Consider the following 16141-nt stretch of genomic DNA (forward strand, 5'->3'; position numbering starts at 1 on the left):
TGCTTTGAGGTTGTAGATAAGACTGACGAAGTCAGTCACATATGTAATCCAAGGTGAAGCTGACGTGGTTTGAAGAGATTTTCGAAGAGTATTATCAGAAAATGAAAAAAATAAAACGCATAATATCAAGGCTTTTCAACACCTGATAGTATGCGTTTTCTGATTATAAAAACTTTTTGCCCAGCCTCTTTTTGTTAAGCTTCTTTTTTCAGTAGGAGAGAAACAAGGACTGATGTCGCAATCATCCATACTCCTAGAATGATAAAGGTCATTCGACCATTCGTTGTTACTAAGCCAATTCCTGAAAGAACAAAAGGTGTTAACGAGGCACCAAAACTACATCCCAAAACAGCATAGGAAGTTGCTTTGTTGAGAAGTTTTGCTGGGATTCTTTCAGATATCAATTGAAAGACTGTCGTAAGAGCGATACTGTAAGCAAATCCTCCTAAGACCGAACCTGCAACGACTACCCAGAGAGAAGGTGAGAGAGCAATGATGATTTGCCCGATACCAAAGGTTACACCCGCAACCAATAACAATTTTTCCTTAAAGGCAGAGATGAGGAAAGAAAAGCTAATTCCCGCCAGAATTCCAATCAACTGCATGGCACTGAGTACCAGGCTTGACAATTGAGCATCTCCAAAGCCTGCCTCAATCATGAGACTAGGAATACGGAAGGTAATGGCTGTATTGGTACATACAATGACTGCAGCCCCGATGGCTAGAAAGAAAATCAACTGTTTCATAGAGCGAGTCAATCTTACTACTTCTTCTGTCTTTTGCTTGGACTCATGAACTTCTTCTTTGTTATAAGGGACAAAGAGAAGGAAGAGTACAAGAACTACTAGACCTGCTGCATAGGCTAGGAAGGTTGCGGTCCACCCAAAGGCCAAAAGTTGACCGACTGCCAAGGTCAAGATAGAGGCTCCCACCACCTCAGCTGAGCCACGAAAACCAAGCATCTGGATACGAGTTTTGCCATGGTACCGTTCACTGATGATCGAGATGGCCTTGGCGTTTAGCATCCCCACACCAATTCCAAAAAGGAGACGAGTAGCAAAGACAAAGTAGTACCCCTGATACCAGAAGGGAGCTGTTCCGCTGATTGACAAAATCAAAAGTCCCAAGGTCAGCTGGAGACGTTCAGGAAAAATCCGTTCTAAAACTCCATTTAAGAGGAGCATGGCCATAATCCCAAAGGATGGAAGGCTGACCAAGAGCTCGACCTGACCAGTCGAATAGCCCTGATAATAGTCAAACATGGCTGGTAGGGCACTTGATATAGAAAATGATGTGATCAATACTAACGACAGGGAAAGTATACTCACTTTTTCCAAAAATTGTTTCATCTTATCCTCATTCATTATTTATGTTAAGTCAAAAGAGCTAGATATTACTCTAGAGAAAAAAGATTCCTTTCTTCTAGTCCCTATCACTCTTTTAGCAAAAAGGTCCTTTCCTATCATACACTGTTTCCCAAAAATTGGCAAGCAACTGCTTTATAAGTTCAACATAAAAAGTAGGACCATCAGACTCGGTGAAGCCTGTTGAATCCTACTTTTATAGATTTTAGTAAACTATCTTACTTAGATTTTCAAGAATCGACGCATTGAGATTCCTGAACCAAGTGAACCGATACAGATTCCGATGAGGAACAAAAGACCAATCATCAATGGAATAAAGGTATCTGGGGTAATCAAGGATAGGTTTTGTCCAACCAAGGATGGGTTGACAGATTGGAATACTCGGTTATAGATAAAGTAAACCAGAACTGATGGAAGAGCTGCTCCCAACAAACCAATAAAGGCTCCTTCTAGCAAGAATGGGCCACGGATGTAGCTGTTTTTAGCACCAACCAAACGCATGATTTGGATTTCACGACTACGTGAAATGATAGTGATACGAATGGTATTTGAGATCAAGAAGACCGCGATGAAAATCAAGAGTCCTGCAATGAACAATCCCCAAACACGGATGAAGGAAGCCAACTTGAAGAGGCGTTCCGTATTGGCACCACCGTCTTGAACTTCCGAAACTCCTTCGATTTTCTTAGCTTCTTCAGCGACTGGTTTCACATCACTTGGTGAATTGGTATCTACGATGTAGGCATCATGAAGAGGATTGGCATCTCCTTCAAAAACCTTCCACTCGTCACCCATGGTTTCAGTCAGCTTTTGGTACTGCTCTTCTTTACTTGAGAAAGTTACATTTTTAACAGCTGGCATAGCCTTGAGGGCATCATAAACCTTGTGGTAATCATTGTTTGTAACTGTTTGGCCCTCTTTGACAATGGTTTCACTATTGTCTTCAACGTCTTTACGGACATAAACCATGACGCGAACGTTGTTTTCGATATCCGTTGCCAATTTTGCAGTATTAAAGATAACTGAGGCAAAAATAGCAACCAAGGTCAAGGTAATCATTACTGAACTGACAGCAGCAATGGTCATCCACCCATTACGCTTTAAACTCTTTAAAGCTTCGAATAGGTGGCGGAAAAATCTACTAATCATCGTATCCGTACTCTCCTTTCGCTTCGTCACGAACCACACGACCATTCTCGATGGCAATGACACGGTGGCGCAAGGTATTTACGATTTGGCTGTTGTGAGTGGCCATCAAAACAGTTGTCCCTTGAAGATTGATGCGCTCCAAAAGGTTCATGATTTCCCATGAATTATCTGGGTCCAAGTTACCTGTTGGTTCATCTGCAATCAAAACTTTAGGATTGTTTACGATAGCGCGAGCAATGGCGATACGTTGCTGCTCACCACCTGACAATTCATTAGGGAATGAACGAACCTTGTGTTTTAAACCAACAAGATCCAAAACTTCCATAACACGTTTTTTGATATTGCGACGGCTTTCACCGACAACCTCCATTGCGTAAGCAATGTTCTCATAAACGGTTTTCTTTGGCAAAAGTTTGTAATCCTGAAAGACAACTCCAACATTACGACGAAGGAGCGGAATATCTTTCTTTTTAATCTTCACGAGGTTAAAACCTGCAACCTGCAAACTTCCTTTTTCAACTTTAACCTCACGATACAAGGCACGGATAAAGGTTGACTTACCTGCACCTGAAGGACCTACGATATAGGCAAACTCTCCTGGTTCAATGTTCACAGAGACGCCACGTAGGGCTGTTGTCCCGTTGTCATACTTTTTGACAACATCTCTCATTTCAATGATCGACATGTGACTTCCTTTCTTTTAACTAATACGCCATTTTAGATAGGCATCGATGAAACCATCTAAGTCTCCATCCATGACCTTATCTACCTGCGCAACTTCAAAACTGGTACGGTGATCCTTCACCATGGTATAAGGGGTGAATACATAGGAGCGAATCTGACTTCCCCATGTGATTTCTTTCTTATCCCCCTTAAGGGCATCTACCTCAGCAGCTTTCTTTTCCTGCTCCATTTGATAGAGTTTTGCCTGGAGCATCTTCATCGCACGGTCACGGTTTCCGTACTGAGTACGGTCAACGGTTGATGCAACGACAATCCCTGTCGGAATGTGGGTCAAACGGACACCTGTTGAAACCTTGTTGACGTTTTGTCCACCTGCTCCACCCGAGCGGAAAGTATCCATCTTGATATCATCTTCTCGGATGTCAACTTCAATAGTATCATCCAACTCTGGCATAACTTCTACAGAAGTAAACGAGGTGTGACGACGCTTAGCTGAGTCAAATGGTGAGATACGTACCAAACGGTGAACTCCCATTTCTGACTTGAGAAGTCCATAAGCATTTGGCCCTTCAAAAGACAAGGTCACCGACTTAATTCCTGCTTCATCACCAGCTTGATAGTCCAAGACTTCAACCTTAAAGCCTTTAGCGTTACCATAACGAGTGTACATACGAAGGAGCATATCGCCCCAGTCTTGAGCTTCTGTTCCACCAGATCCTGGGTGAATCTCTAAAATAGCATTATTATGATCATAAGGCTCTGATAAGAGCAAGGTCATCTCGTAGCTAGTCATCATCTGATCTAGCTCAGCTAGCTTCTCCACCAACTCATCCTTAACAGACTCATCCTCTGCTAAAAAGTCTAGCAAGATTGCAACCTCATCCTGCAACTCTTCCATGGTATGGAAGGTATTGTAGGTATTTTTTAATTCATTTAATTCTTGCGACGTTTTTTGGGCCGCAATATTATCGTTCCAAAAATCAGGTTCTGTCATTTTGTTTTCCAAAATGGCAATTTCTTCTTCTAACCCTTCGAGGTCAAAGAGACCCCCTAAAAGAAGCTAATTTTTCACGATTGGCGTCAATTTTTTGACGAATTTCTGAAATGTCCATATATACTCCTTTTTTGTATCGTTTTATTATACCATAATTTTTCTTATTTATCTAATCGGTGTTTTTTAAAATTTCTTATCAAAATATTTCTATTTGAAGACGAAGGGGTTCTTTCAACAAGTTAGGGTTTAAAGAATCAAAAAACACCCCAAAGCTGACCAATATTCTCATTCTAAAAACATTGATTGATTCTCTGAGATGTATATAAATACTATTTTAAAAGAAAAGTATCTGACAGGTCTGAACGTAGCACCTAATCAGCTTTCTAGCAAAGCAACTAAGATCATTCTTTATCTGCCTTCAAAGTCGGTTTTGTTTCAGCAGCTTCATCTTTTTCATTGACTTCTGCCGATTTTTCTTCCTTCTCTACTAGCTTATCAGAATCCTTCTTAGGCTTTTCTTGACTTTCCTGAACTTCTACTTTATCAGGATTCAAGCTCCAAATGCCATCTTGATTGACCTTGTAACCATCAGGTGTTGTTCCATTTCTCAATAAGGAACCATCTGCTTGGAAATAGTACCAGTTGCCATTCAGTTGTTTCCAGCCAGTCTGCATAGCTCCGCTTGCATTGAGATAATAACGAGTGCCATCGACATCTAGAAGACCTGTTGCCATGACACCATCCTCAGGTTTGAGATAGTACCAAAGTCCTTTGTCTTTGAACCAACCTGTCTTCATGGCTCCACTTTCTGTAAAGTAGTAATACTGGTTATCTAGCAATTGCCATCCTGTCTCCATAGCTCCACTTGCATTGAGATAATAACGAGTGCCATCAACATTTAGAAGACCTGTTGCCATGACACCGTCCTCAGGTTTGAGATAGTACCAAAGCCCTTTATCTTTGAACCAACCTGTCTTCATAGCTCCGCTAGTTGCGAAGTAGTAATAATGATTGTCTAACCATTTCCAACCAATTTGCATGGCTCCACTTGTATTAAGGTAATATCGGGTTCCATCAATCTCTTGAAGACCTGTTAACATGATGCCGTCTTTATCTAGATAGTACCAGAGTTCTTTATCTTTAAGCCAACCTGTCTTCATAGATCCACTAGTTGTGAAGTAGTAATAATGATTGTCTAACCATTTCCAACCGGTCTGCATAGCTCCACTTGCATTGAGGTAATAACGAGTGCCATCAATCTCTTGAAGACCCGTTAGCATGACACCGTCTTTATCCAGATAATACCATGTACCCTTATCCTTAACCCAACCTGTTTTCATAGCTCCAGAACTTGCAAAATAGTTCCAATGACCTTCAGTAAAGATCCAACCGGTTTGCATCATCCCTTCTTGATTGAAATAATAGGTAGCTCCATTGATTTCTTTTTTTCCAACGATTCGAGTTCCCTCTTCATCAAAGTAGTACCAGTTTCCATCTATTTTTTGCCAACTAGATGCAGTTCCTTCTGTTTGAAGAGCACCACTACTTGCAAAGAGCATCTTCTTACCATTGAAGACTTGTAAGCCAGTTAGCATTTTACCATCCTTATCAAAGAGGTATTTTTGACCACCAATTTCAGCTAGTTCATTGTAACGTCTTGCACCGTTTGACTGGATATAGTACCAAGTATTATCATGATAGAACCAACCACCCGTCTGCATTTTACCATCATTGTTTAGGTAGTAATCATTAAATTTTGGTTCTCCATTCCATTCGTCAGTGATACGGAGCCAACGACCACTCTGCATTTGACCTTTTCCGTTAAAGAAATATGTAGCACCAGCAATATCATGCCAACCAATAGCCATCTGACCATCTTTTAAACGATACTTCCAGTAACCATCTTCTTTATACCATTTCTCTTCAACAGTAGGAATATTCGGAAAATCTCCTGAGACATTTGTAAAGCCTTTATCACTAATATCAAATACAGTTGCATCCTGAGTTTTACTTGATGCATGAATCACTTGAATATTTTTATTTTTTAGATAGTCTCTCGTTGAAGCGAGGTTAATATCTCCTCCAGTTGTTTGGATAATCATACTAGGAGAAAGGTGTTCAATGAAACCAATTGTATTAGAAACCTTGGCATCGTAATGGTGATTCCATTTCATCATATCCACTTTTCCAATAACAGGCCCTAATTTATCTTCAGCTCCCTCAGCATTATCCAAATCGCCACCAAGATAAATTCTTTTTCCTGCTACAGTCACTACTGCAACAATTGAATTGGAATTATCATCAAGAACTCTTTTTAGGTTTCCATCAGCATCATATTCATTTTTATAATTATAAAGTTGAATATCCATATCCCCAAATTTGAACTTGCTATCTTCATCTTTTATGTCTTGAATAAGTGTAACTCCCTTATTCTGTGCAGCACGAAGAGCATTATCATAATTGAAAAGGTTATCCCACAATCCCCAAGTGCTTGTAATTCGTTGATCCGAATATTTTTTCAAATAGAATTTATCGACTTGATAGCGATTAAGAATTTCATCTGCTCCACCAATATGGTCGCTATGAACATGAGTTCCTAATATAAAATCTAATTTCTTGACACCTAATTGATCAAGATGGCGAATCAACCGATCTTCCAAAACTTGATAATTGTTAATAGAAATTCCCCATCGATTTGGATAACGTGTATCCGTTCCATCCGGAAAGTCATAATCCTCTCCCATATCAATCAAAGCATAATGACCATTACTTTCTAGTAAAATAGCATCACTTCCAGAGTTAGCTTTTGTATTGATAAAGTGGATACGATTCCCTGAACCTGCTGAGATTGTATCTGCATTTACTGTTTGTGCTTGAATTATTGATGCCGATAAGATCAAGGCACTAAGTAATATTGATTTTTTAATAGTTTTCATAAGGCATTCAACTTTCTATTTTTTATATACTCTTTCGCTAATCAATCCAATAATTCTTCTCATTTCCTGGTATCTGTTTGTCAGCAGGAGGCGGAGTCATATAATCTTCCCCAAATTCATAGACAAGAATCTCATGATATCTTCTTGGTACTTTTAGGATTAGATTTTCATATGGCATATCAATTGTATCATACAGCCATTCTGCTTTAATGCCAGCTGGATAGTATGAATCATAAGTTGAACAAACCAAGTCTGTAGAATTTTCAACACTGTATTTTAAGGCAAGTTGTTCTAGCTTTTGATTCCAGAATTGAGGAGATGTAAATCTGAATATTGCTGACGCGATATAACGAGGAAGATTTTTAATCCCTCCGTTTTCGTATTTAATTCCTTTAAAGTTCAAAGACGATAGACGAATTAGTTGTTTATATAGTTTCATTTTCTTACGATCTTGTTCGTCCGTAACAAGACCATCGTACGGGAAGACATCTACGCAAGTTCCAAGCACAACACTTGGATCTAAAAGATTCGAATCTCTCCGTGTTCGAATATCGTAAACACGCATATAACTATATGGATAACCCTTCGTTTCTCTAAAAGAAATCAGCTTATAGTATGGGTGGTTATCGTTTTTTAGAACTGCGTATAACTTTTCAAATTCATCTCTAGCTAAAGAAATGTCTGTATCATCATCCCAAGGAATAAAGCCTTTATGACGTACAGCCCCAAGCAAGGTTCCAAAATCGATAAAATATTTAATATCATGTTTTTCACAGATTTTATGTAAATACTCTAGAATATCAAGTTCTACTTGCTTGATCTCTTCTAGACTTAAAATTTTCTCAGACATCTTTGTCACTCCTATTTTTTACTCTTTCCTAAGATGAAAAAATATTATCCATTCTCTACAATTTTCCACAGTTTGAAGTCATGATGGGAAACCTGTTGCTCCACTGGTGGCAACTGCATATAGTTTCCATAATCGGAAGTAAGAATTTCATGGTAGTGTTTTGGTATCAAAAATTCTTTCCCTTCAAAATTACCAATTTCAACATCTTCTAACCATTCTCGTTTCCAAACAGGTTTATTCATATCTTTATAGATAAGATAGTCTACTTGTTCATAATCTTCTACTTTTCTAGATTTTGCCAATTCATCGATTTGAGAAACGTACTTATTTGTGTTTGTGAAATAAAAGATAATAACAGAAATATAGCGGATAATTGAATTTACTACACTTTTAGTATTCGTAATTCCTTTGAAAGTATAACAACTTAACTGGCGTTTCTTGATGATTTTAGTCATTTTATCCTTAAACGCCTGATCATCTTCATAACCATCTACAGGGAAAATATCTACATAGATACCCATATTTGAATCAATTCGCACATCTTCCTCAAGTAGGTAGGTTCGATTATCTTGAACCTTCATGAAAGGATAAACATAATTGATATTATTTTTATAAGACATGACTTCGTATCGTTCATCTGGATGGGCAATCAAATAATCTTGTAATTTTTCATAATCATCTCGAAGCATACAAATATCCATATCATCATCCCATGGAATAAAACCTTGATGACGAACTGCGCCAATTAAGCTACCATAAGCTAAGAAATACTTAACACCAATTTTCTGACAAACTTCATGAATATACTCCATGATTCCTAATTCCATCTGTTGGATTTCAGAAATATCTGTCACTTCCTCATAACGGATATTTTTTTCTTTCGAACAGACTGTTAAACCATAACCAATCACTAACCAGAAAATAATATTGATAAAGTTTGTAGAATACATGATCTGACTTTCAAACAATTGTCCAAATAAAATACCAAAAAATAGAATCATAATAAATTTTTCGCTATTCTTCTTAGACACAATTAAATAAGTAACAAATCTTCCAGCGATATAACTTATTAAAATGATGAAAGAAAGTAAACCTAATAATCCTGAACTTACAAAAATTGTTACAAATATATTGTGGAAGTTCCCACCAATCAGCGAATTCTGAATTTCAAATTTACTAAAGTACTCTTTATAGTAATCGGTAACATTTCGAACACCATAGCCAAATAACGGTTTTGCACTTCCCATTTTAATAGCATTTTTCCAGATATAAGTACGACCACTTGGTGTCGTCTCGATTAGGTGAAGTTCCCCGTTTTTCTTGGCTACGTCCGAATCTGTCTCTGAATATGATTTGCCTTTATTTAAGTCAATTACAGTTGCCTTGGCTGCTGAAATGTATATAGAAGTTACATAACTAATACCAATATTACTACCTGTGAGTAAGATACTAGCTACTAGAAAAGTAAGCCATTTTTTGAGTAATTTTCCTCTAGAAATAAAAAGACAATAAATTCCAAGCATCAAAATGACTGATAAGAGTGCTCCTCTACTCTGCATGGTTGCAAAATAGATTAACTGAATCAGATTATTTATCTTTAGATAAACTGAGTATTTACTTCCTTTATGAATAAGGTACAAAGCAAAAACAATGCTGATATAAGAAAAAATAGCACTTGCATTTGGATTAACAATTCCCCACAAGCGTCCATTCATAACACCATAATAATAGGATTGTTCTCCAATTTTAAATAATATTAAGACTCTAAATATTAAAAGAACAAAAGCAAATATGGCTGAGAAAAAAGAAACAATTTGAACCGTTCCTGCAATCAAGCGAATTAACTTCTTTAGATACTCTAAATTCACCATGGTAAATAGTAAAATGTAAGTTATCATAAAGAAGATTTCAACCATATTTCCAAGTAAGTGGCCTGAACGATTAACCAGTGTTGCTACTAGATGACTCCCCGTCAAAAGCCCAAATAAACCTAGGAATTTCTTATCGATTTCTATTCGTTTCCAATTTAACAATAAGGTTAAACAAATACAAAGAACAACAACTGCTGATAATCCCTTGTAAACAGGATTTGTTACTTTATAGACTAGTGAACTCATGCTTAAAATCGAAATAAAAACAAACAGATATGAAATCCAAAATTTTGATTTTTCAAAGCATTCATTCGTTTTTGAAAAATTCATCTTCAACTCCTTTAAATGACATTATTAATTCAAGCCGACAATTTGTCTATAGATCCATGGAGAAACAAGGAGCGACAAAACGGCTATTTTTCGAAAATGAGTAAAATAAGGGTCTTTTAATATCTCAGATAAATGATTAATAATCCACTTTCTCAACTTAACTTTTTCTGTTCGATATTGGCTTGAATCTGTAAAAATTATTTTATCATACACTGTGATATAGGACCAACATTCTCTATTCACTAATTCAGTTCTGAGTTTTGGAAATCTTTGAAAAACTTCAGAAATAATAATCTTATAGACCTCTATGGTATCAAATACATGATTGTTGACAGAAGTTGTCGCACTTCCCTGACGATGATCATAATAGTAGATTGGTTTATCAATAAATACGCTTGTACATTTGGTTTTTAGTAAAACTTCTGTTAAAAACAATGCATCCTCAGCCAAATGATAGTCTGTATTGAATATAAAACCTGAAATAATCTCCCTTTTAAACAATTTTGCAACAGGGAAAAAAGAAGTCCGGGTTGTTATCAATAATTCTCTCATTGTCTCCTCTGTCGACCACTTTTCTTTCTTTCCTGAAAAAACTGGTAATTCTGTAATTTGACCATTTTTTATATGGTGGAGACGCGCTATACTAAAGCCGATAGAATCGTCACTATCAACTACACTTATTAAAGTTTCCAAATAATCTGGTGTAATAAAATCATCACTATCAATAAAAGTAATCCATTCTCCTCTTGAATGTTGAATACCTACATTTCTAGCATTTGAAACTCCAGCATTCTTAATATGAAAAACTTTGATATTTTCATTTTTAGATGCCAACTGATCACACAAGTCACCACTCTGGTCTGTCGAACCATCATTAATAAGAAGCAATTCAAAATTGGTATAAGTCTGTTTTAAAATCGACTCTACACATCGTTCCAAATAAGCTTCTACATTATAAACTGGAACAATAACGCTAATTTTTTCTTTCATCATGCCCCATATTCTCCCTTATATTCAGTGTAACTCTTATCCATATCTGCTATAAGGGCATCGTGGTGAGGCACTTGCTTGTCAGCTGGTGGTGGTGTCATGTAATCACCAAAAGCTGTGCTTAGATAGGCATCGTAACCAACTGGAATAGGCATTTCTGTTCCTTCGAATGGTAAGAAAATGCTATCTTCAAAGGCATGAATTGGATACTTCTTCTTCATGTAGCCCGGACCTGAACATAACTCTGTGATGCCATCACTTTCAACTGGACCATACTTAGTCATTTCTTTCTCAGCCTTTTTCCAGATACGATAACGAAGGGCTTTAGGAGTTAATCCTAATAAAATCGTGCTCCCCCATTTCATGAGAGCTCCATGATTTTCTGGAATGGTTTGGGCACAAAAGAGAGAATAAATCAAAGCCCAACGTACCTGTTTCTTACGTTCTGCTGGGTTTTTAGGATAGTAATCCAAGGGAAGAACATCCAAGGCTAAGCCATGTGGAAGATCCAAGTCCTGTTGGTAAGGCTTGATGCAAGTTGTTGCCTTGTCTCGAATAGTGATAAAGAGGTTGCGATCAACAAAGTCTCTATCACTTTTTGATAAGAAGTAACGCTCATCCGCATAACGAGGCCATAACTCTGCTAATTTTTCATAATCCTTGCGGGGCATAAAGAAGTCTAAATCATCATCCCAAGGAATAAAACCTTTATTTCGTAGAGCTCCAATAGCTCCTCCACCACACAAATAACAGAGTAAATCGTGTTCTTTACAAAAGGCGACAAAATATTCAGCCATCTCTAGGCTACGAGCTTGAATTGCCTTTAAATCACTCATCTTATTCTCTTCCTCTTCTATAGAATACATCATTCTATTATACCATAAAAATAGTTTATAAATCCATCTGACCATGTGAAAAATCAAAGCCTAAGATACATTTTTTCATATGTACCTCAAGCTCTGATTCATTTTACATTTTATCTAAATCCCATTTGGGCCAATTTATTTTGGTAAGCTTTTTGGTCCACTCGAAGGGATTGACCGCCGTATACGTCAAAGTCATCTACCCAGTCTCCAAGTTCTGGAACTGTCAATCTTTCAATACCATTCTGCGCACCTTCAAGGACTGATAAGCCATTGGTCAATAAGAAAGTATATGGAAGGTTTGTAGAGGTCATGGCGAATACTTTTCCTAGTGCTTCCGAACCAGTGAAAAGTTTTGTCGGATCTTTAATTTGTTGTAAAACAGCAGTCATGACTTGTTGCTGTCTACGAGTACGGCCATAGTCCCCTTCATCATCATCACGGAAACGTGCATAGTTGAGAAGAGTCGAACCATTCATCTGTTGTTTCCCAGCTCGAATGGTTTGAGTCGGTGACTCAGTTTCCGTTGCGTGCAAGTCATCTCCTACAGTCGCTTCTGTAACTGGAACCCCGTTTAGAGTTGAAAACTGAGCATCAATGGTCACACCATCAGGGAAAAGCGTATCAATGGCTGTCGCAAAGGCTTGGAAATCGACAAGGGCATAATATTTGATGTCTAGATCAAAATTATCCTTGAGGACCTTGCGGACCATTTCAGCTCCTTGTTTACCTTCTTGTTCCCCTAATTCGTAGGCTAAGTTTAATTTATGGTCGGTCTGTTTTTGACCATTGATGACTTGGCTATATCCATCAATATAGACCAAGTTATCACGCATAAAGCTAACGAGCTTCAATTTTTTATCTTTGCCACTTACATTCAGAACCATAATGGAATCTGTCCGTGTTTCTGCACTATTCTGTCCAATACGGCCGTCTGTTCCTAAAATAAGAATATTAACCCCATCACGCGTATCTTGTCCATTGAAGACTTCAACCTGAGCAGCTTTGGCATCTTTGGTCCCATTTGAGCTATTAGGATTCGCCGATTGGAAGCCCTTTAAGAACATGACGATCATTCCAACTGCTACACAAAGGAATAACATCCCTAACCAAGCAAATAAGCGTTTAAAACGAAAACCTCTTTTTTTCTTCAGCTTCTTAGTTTTTGGAACCTTCGTTTCCAGTTGAGCTCCACCACTACGGCGGCTAGAGCGACTACGATTAGCATAGGTTGGCAGGTCGATACCAGAATCTGAAAGAAGTTGTTCCTTGGCTTCTGGATTGAAAACTTCCGCTGAACCTTTTTGACCTTCTAACTTAGCATGTAAAAAGTCAAATTCTCTCTTTTCTTTTTCATTTAAATAATGAATATTTTTCAAAAGATAGTCATATCTCAGTTTTTCATGGTGTGTCAAAGGATTCTCTCTAGTCATTCCTTCTCCTTTCCTTTATCCTGTATGGTATAGATAGGATAAGCACCTAGTACTTTATACTGGATTCCAATCGTTTCCAGTTCTTTTTGAGCAAAGTGGACCAGTTCTTTATCAGTATAAGCGACATCAATGATAAAAAAGTATTCTCCCAAGGCTGTTTTTAGGGGACGACTCTCAATTTTAGTCAAGTCAATCCCACGCCATGCAAAGGTAGAAAGTGCTTTGTATAATGCACCTGGTAGATTATCCGGCAAGGTCAAGGCCAGGCTCATCTTTTCAGAACTTGCTTCCAAAGGGATTTGTGGTAAGTTAGGCCCCAAAACCCAAAAGCGAGTAAAGTTGGCTTCCATTTCTTGAATATCTTGAGCGACCAGTTCTAATCCATATTCCTCAGCAGAGCTTTTTGGAGCAATAGCTGCAAATGGTTGATCTGGATGTTCGGAAACGTACCGAGCAGCATAAGCTGTACTTGCCGTTACCTCTAATTGAGCGTCTGGAAAATGTTCATCGATAAATTTCTTCCCTTGGGCTAATGCCTGCGGATGAGAAAAGATTTTCTCTATTTTAGACTGTCCTGATACTGCCATCAGCTGTTGATGGATTGGCTGAACAATCTCTGCCACAGCTTGAATGCGAGCCTGGTGGAAAAGATAGTCCAGAGTCTCATGGACACTACCTTCAATGGAATTTTCAACCGGCACTACTGAATAGTCTACCAATCCCTGTTCATATGCCTTGATAACGTCTGTAATATTTGAAAATGGCTCCAGTTCCTCATGAGGAAAAGCCGTCTGCACCACATGGTGCGAAAAAGATCCTTTGGGACCTAGATAGGCAATTTTCATCTTAGTTCCTCTATAATTTCCTCTGGGCTTAGCTTGGACACATCGATAACTTTACTAGCCACTTCCTCATACCAAGCCTGTCTTTCATTAAAAATTCCTGCCAAATCTTCCTTACTATTTTTTAGAAATAGCGGGCGTTGATTGTCCTTATCATCTGCAATTCGCTGGTAAAGGGTCTCAAAATCTGCTTTAAGATAGATGTTGTCTGGATTTTGCTTGAGTAAGTCACGATTTTTCTGAGAAATGACCACTCCACCACCAGTAGACACGACTTGGTCCGTTTTTAGTAGGTCAGCCAAAACTTCTTCTTCTATCTGACGGAAGGCTGCTTCTCCTTTTTCTTCAAAGAAACGAGCAATTGGCATCCCCAGTCGGTCTTCAAGCAAGGCATCCATGTCTACAAAGTCAGGATCTAATCCTCTAGCAATAGTTGATTTTCCTGCACCCATAAAACCTAGTAAAACCTTAGCCATGAATCAAAGTCTCCAAATCATCAAAGAAGCTTGGGTAGCTAGTATTAATGGCTTCTGCACGATCCAATTCGACCTCTCCATCTGCAACTAAAAGAGCTGCAATGGCTGTCATCATGCCGATACGGTGGTCACCAAAGGTATTGATTCTGGCACCATGGAGGGTAGATTTTCCTTCGATAATCATGCCGTCTGCTGTAGGAGTAATAGCTGCTCCCATGCTATTTAAAGCATCTGCGACAACTTGAATACGGTCAGTTTCTTTAACCTTGAGTTCTTCTGCATCTTTGATGACCGTTTGCCCTTGAGCTTGGGTAGCTAGGAGAGCAATAATTGGTAATTCATCAATTAAACGTGGAATCAAAGCTCCACCAATTTCTGTTCCCTTCAAATCTGAAGTTTCAACAGTCAAGGTTGCAGACTTAGCAATTGGATCAATATCAGTAATCTCTAATTTGCCACCCATAGCACGGATAACATCAATAATCCCTGTACGAGTTTCATTAATACCGACATTCTTAAGTACCACACGAGAATTAGGAACAATCAAACCTGCCACCAACCAAAAGGCTGCACTGGAAATGTCTCCAGGTACGACAACCGTTTGCCCACTTAGTTTTTGTGGTCCCTGAACAGTGATTTTCTTACCATCGACACTTAAGTCTCCACCAAATTGACGCAACATATCTTCTGTATGATTACGAGTGCACTCCTTCTCAATGATGACAGACTGACCTTGAGCCTGCAAAGCCGCAAAAATCAAGGCTGATTTAACTTGAGCAGAGGCAATCGGCAATTCATAATGAATAGGTTTTAAGTTTTTTGTACCTTTTAAGTGCAAGGGTGGCAAGTCTCGCTCTGTTTGACCTGAAATACTAACTCCCATTTTTTTCAATGGAAGGGTCACACGGTCCATCGGACGTTTAGAAAGACTGTCATCTCCAAACATCTCCACTTCAAAATCTGCACCAGCAAGGACGCCTGAAATCAAACGAATAGAGGTACCAGAATTCCCCATATCGAGAGCATTCTGAGGGGCTTTCAATCCATCCATACCAACACCTTGAATGGTAACGACACCGTCTTTGTCCTCAATCTCAACACCAAGGTCACGAAAAACTTGCATGGTTGACAAAACATCTTCACCACGTAAGATATCATAAACCTTAGTCTCACCCTCAGCCAAGCTCCCAAAAATGATCGAGCGATGACTGATGGACTTATCACCTGGTACTCGAATACTACCATTCAAATGGTTAATGTTTGTTTTTAACTTCATACTAGACCTCATACTGACAATACTTTTTCTTATTTTATCATAAAAAGTCAGAAATTTCTTAAAAATTCCTGACTTTATGAGGT

At 38.3% G+C, this 16141-nt stretch carries 13 protein-coding genes; all 13 read right to left on the minus strand.

The window, feature by feature from the left end:
• Positions 1-194 precede the first annotated feature (194 nt).
• Entirely contained in the window at positions 195-1349 is a 1155-nt protein-coding gene (locus AC3E7H_RS04285) for an MFS transporter (RefSeq protein WP_075228071.1), read from the minus strand.
• Between the two features lie 237 nt (positions 1350-1586).
• Complete coding sequence (gene ftsX / locus AC3E7H_RS04290; protein ID WP_000625530.1) at positions 1587-2513, minus strand: permease-like cell division protein FtsX; 927 nt, start codon at positions 2511-2513, stop codon at positions 1587-1589.
• On the minus strand, positions 2506-3198 hold the full coding sequence (gene ftsE, locus AC3E7H_RS04295; RefSeq protein WP_049508675.1) for a cell division ATP-binding protein FtsE: 693 nt from the start codon (positions 3196-3198) through the stop codon (positions 2506-2508). Before ftsE ends, ftsX begins: the two co-directional genes overlap by 8 nt.
• A gap of 15 nt (positions 3199-3213) precedes the next feature.
• A protein-coding gene (prfB, locus tag AC3E7H_RS04300; RefSeq protein WP_148130293.1) for a peptide chain release factor 2 occupies positions 3214-4309 on the minus strand; the annotation gives its coding sequence in 2 pieces (ribosomal slippage) (positions 3214-4236 and positions 4238-4309; 1095 coding nt in all).
• Positions 4310-4592: 283 nt separating this feature from the next.
• Positions 4593-7127: an MBL fold metallo-hydrolase gene (locus tag AC3E7H_RS04305; protein ID WP_000848951.1), complete on the minus strand. Its 2535-nt coding sequence runs from the start codon at positions 7125-7127 to the stop codon at positions 4593-4595.
• Positions 7128-7164: 37 nt separating this feature from the next.
• Positions 7165-7977, minus strand: a complete 813-nt coding sequence (locus AC3E7H_RS04310) for a LicD family protein (protein ID WP_001290851.1) — start codon at positions 7975-7977, stop codon at positions 7165-7167.
• A 44-nt stretch (positions 7978-8021) separates the two neighbouring features.
• A complete protein-coding gene (locus tag AC3E7H_RS04315; protein ID WP_001011705.1) occupies positions 8022-10178 on the minus strand; it encodes an O-antigen ligase family protein in 2157 nt (718 codons plus the stop codon).
• Between the two features lie 24 nt (positions 10179-10202).
• A complete protein-coding gene (locus tag AC3E7H_RS04320) occupies positions 10203-11171 on the minus strand; it encodes a glycosyltransferase family 2 protein (protein ID WP_000975116.1) in 969 nt (322 codons plus the stop codon).
• Complete coding sequence (locus AC3E7H_RS04325) at positions 11168-12004, minus strand: LicD family protein (RefSeq protein ID WP_001281439.1); 837 nt, start codon at positions 12002-12004, stop codon at positions 11168-11170. Before AC3E7H_RS04325 ends, AC3E7H_RS04320 begins: the two co-directional genes overlap by 4 nt.
• A 140-nt stretch (positions 12005-12144) precedes the next feature.
• A complete protein-coding gene (locus AC3E7H_RS04330) occupies positions 12145-13464 on the minus strand; it encodes an LCP family protein (protein ID WP_000196420.1) in 1320 nt (439 codons plus the stop codon).
• Positions 13461-14309, minus strand: coding sequence for a prephenate dehydratase (pheA, locus tag AC3E7H_RS04335; protein WP_000686394.1), 849 nt, complete (start codon positions 14307-14309; stop codon positions 13461-13463). Before pheA ends, AC3E7H_RS04330 begins: the two co-directional genes overlap by 4 nt.
• A complete protein-coding gene (locus AC3E7H_RS04340; RefSeq protein ID WP_001151350.1) occupies positions 14306-14782 on the minus strand; it encodes a shikimate kinase in 477 nt (158 codons plus the stop codon). The genes pheA and AC3E7H_RS04340 overlap by 4 nt, the downstream gene beginning before the upstream one ends.
• Entirely contained in the window at positions 14775-16058 is a 1284-nt protein-coding gene (aroA, locus tag AC3E7H_RS04345) for a 3-phosphoshikimate 1-carboxyvinyltransferase (RefSeq protein WP_000769883.1), read from the minus strand. Before aroA ends, AC3E7H_RS04340 begins: the two co-directional genes overlap by 8 nt.
• Positions 16059-16141: the final 83 nt, after the last annotated feature.

The sequence above is a fragment of the Streptococcus sp. SCPM-O-B-15304 (M98) genome, from assembly GCF_058200215.1.

Coding starts and splice junctions, on each gene's coding strand:
- AC3E7H_RS04285 (WP_075228071.1), bottom strand. CDS start 1,349: ATGAAACAATTTTTGGAAAAAGTGAGTATACTTTCCCTGTCGTTAGTA.
- ftsX (WP_000625530.1), bottom strand. CDS start 2,513: ATGATTAGTAGATTTTTCCGCCACCTATTCGAAGCTTTAAAGAGTTTA.
- ftsE (WP_049508675.1), bottom strand. CDS start 3,198: ATGTCGATCATTGAAATGAGAGATGTTGTCAAAAAGTATGACAACGGG.
- AC3E7H_RS04305 (WP_000848951.1), bottom strand. CDS start 7,127: ATGAAAACTATTAAAAAATCAATATTACTTAGTGCCTTGATCTTATCG.
- AC3E7H_RS04310 (WP_001290851.1), bottom strand. CDS start 7,977: ATGTCTGAGAAAATTTTAAGTCTAGAAGAGATCAAGCAAGTAGAACTT.
- AC3E7H_RS04315 (WP_001011705.1), bottom strand. CDS start 10,178: ATGAATTTTTCAAAAACGAATGAATGCTTTGAAAAATCAAAATTTTGG.
- AC3E7H_RS04320 (WP_000975116.1), bottom strand. CDS start 11,171: ATGATGAAAGAAAAAATTAGCGTTATTGTTCCAGTTTATAATGTAGAA.
- AC3E7H_RS04325 (WP_001281439.1), bottom strand. CDS start 12,004: ATGAGTGATTTAAAGGCAATTCAAGCTCGTAGCCTAGAGATGGCTGAA.
- AC3E7H_RS04330 (WP_000196420.1), bottom strand. CDS start 13,464: ATGACTAGAGAGAATCCTTTGACACACCATGAAAAACTGAGATATGAC.
- pheA (WP_000686394.1), bottom strand. CDS start 14,309: ATGAAAATTGCCTATCTAGGTCCCAAAGGATCTTTTTCGCACCATGTG.
- AC3E7H_RS04340 (WP_001151350.1), bottom strand. CDS start 14,782: ATGGCTAAGGTTTTACTAGGTTTTATGGGTGCAGGAAAATCAACTATT.
- aroA (WP_000769883.1), bottom strand. CDS start 16,058: ATGAAGTTAAAAACAAACATTAACCATTTGAATGGTAGTATTCGAGTA.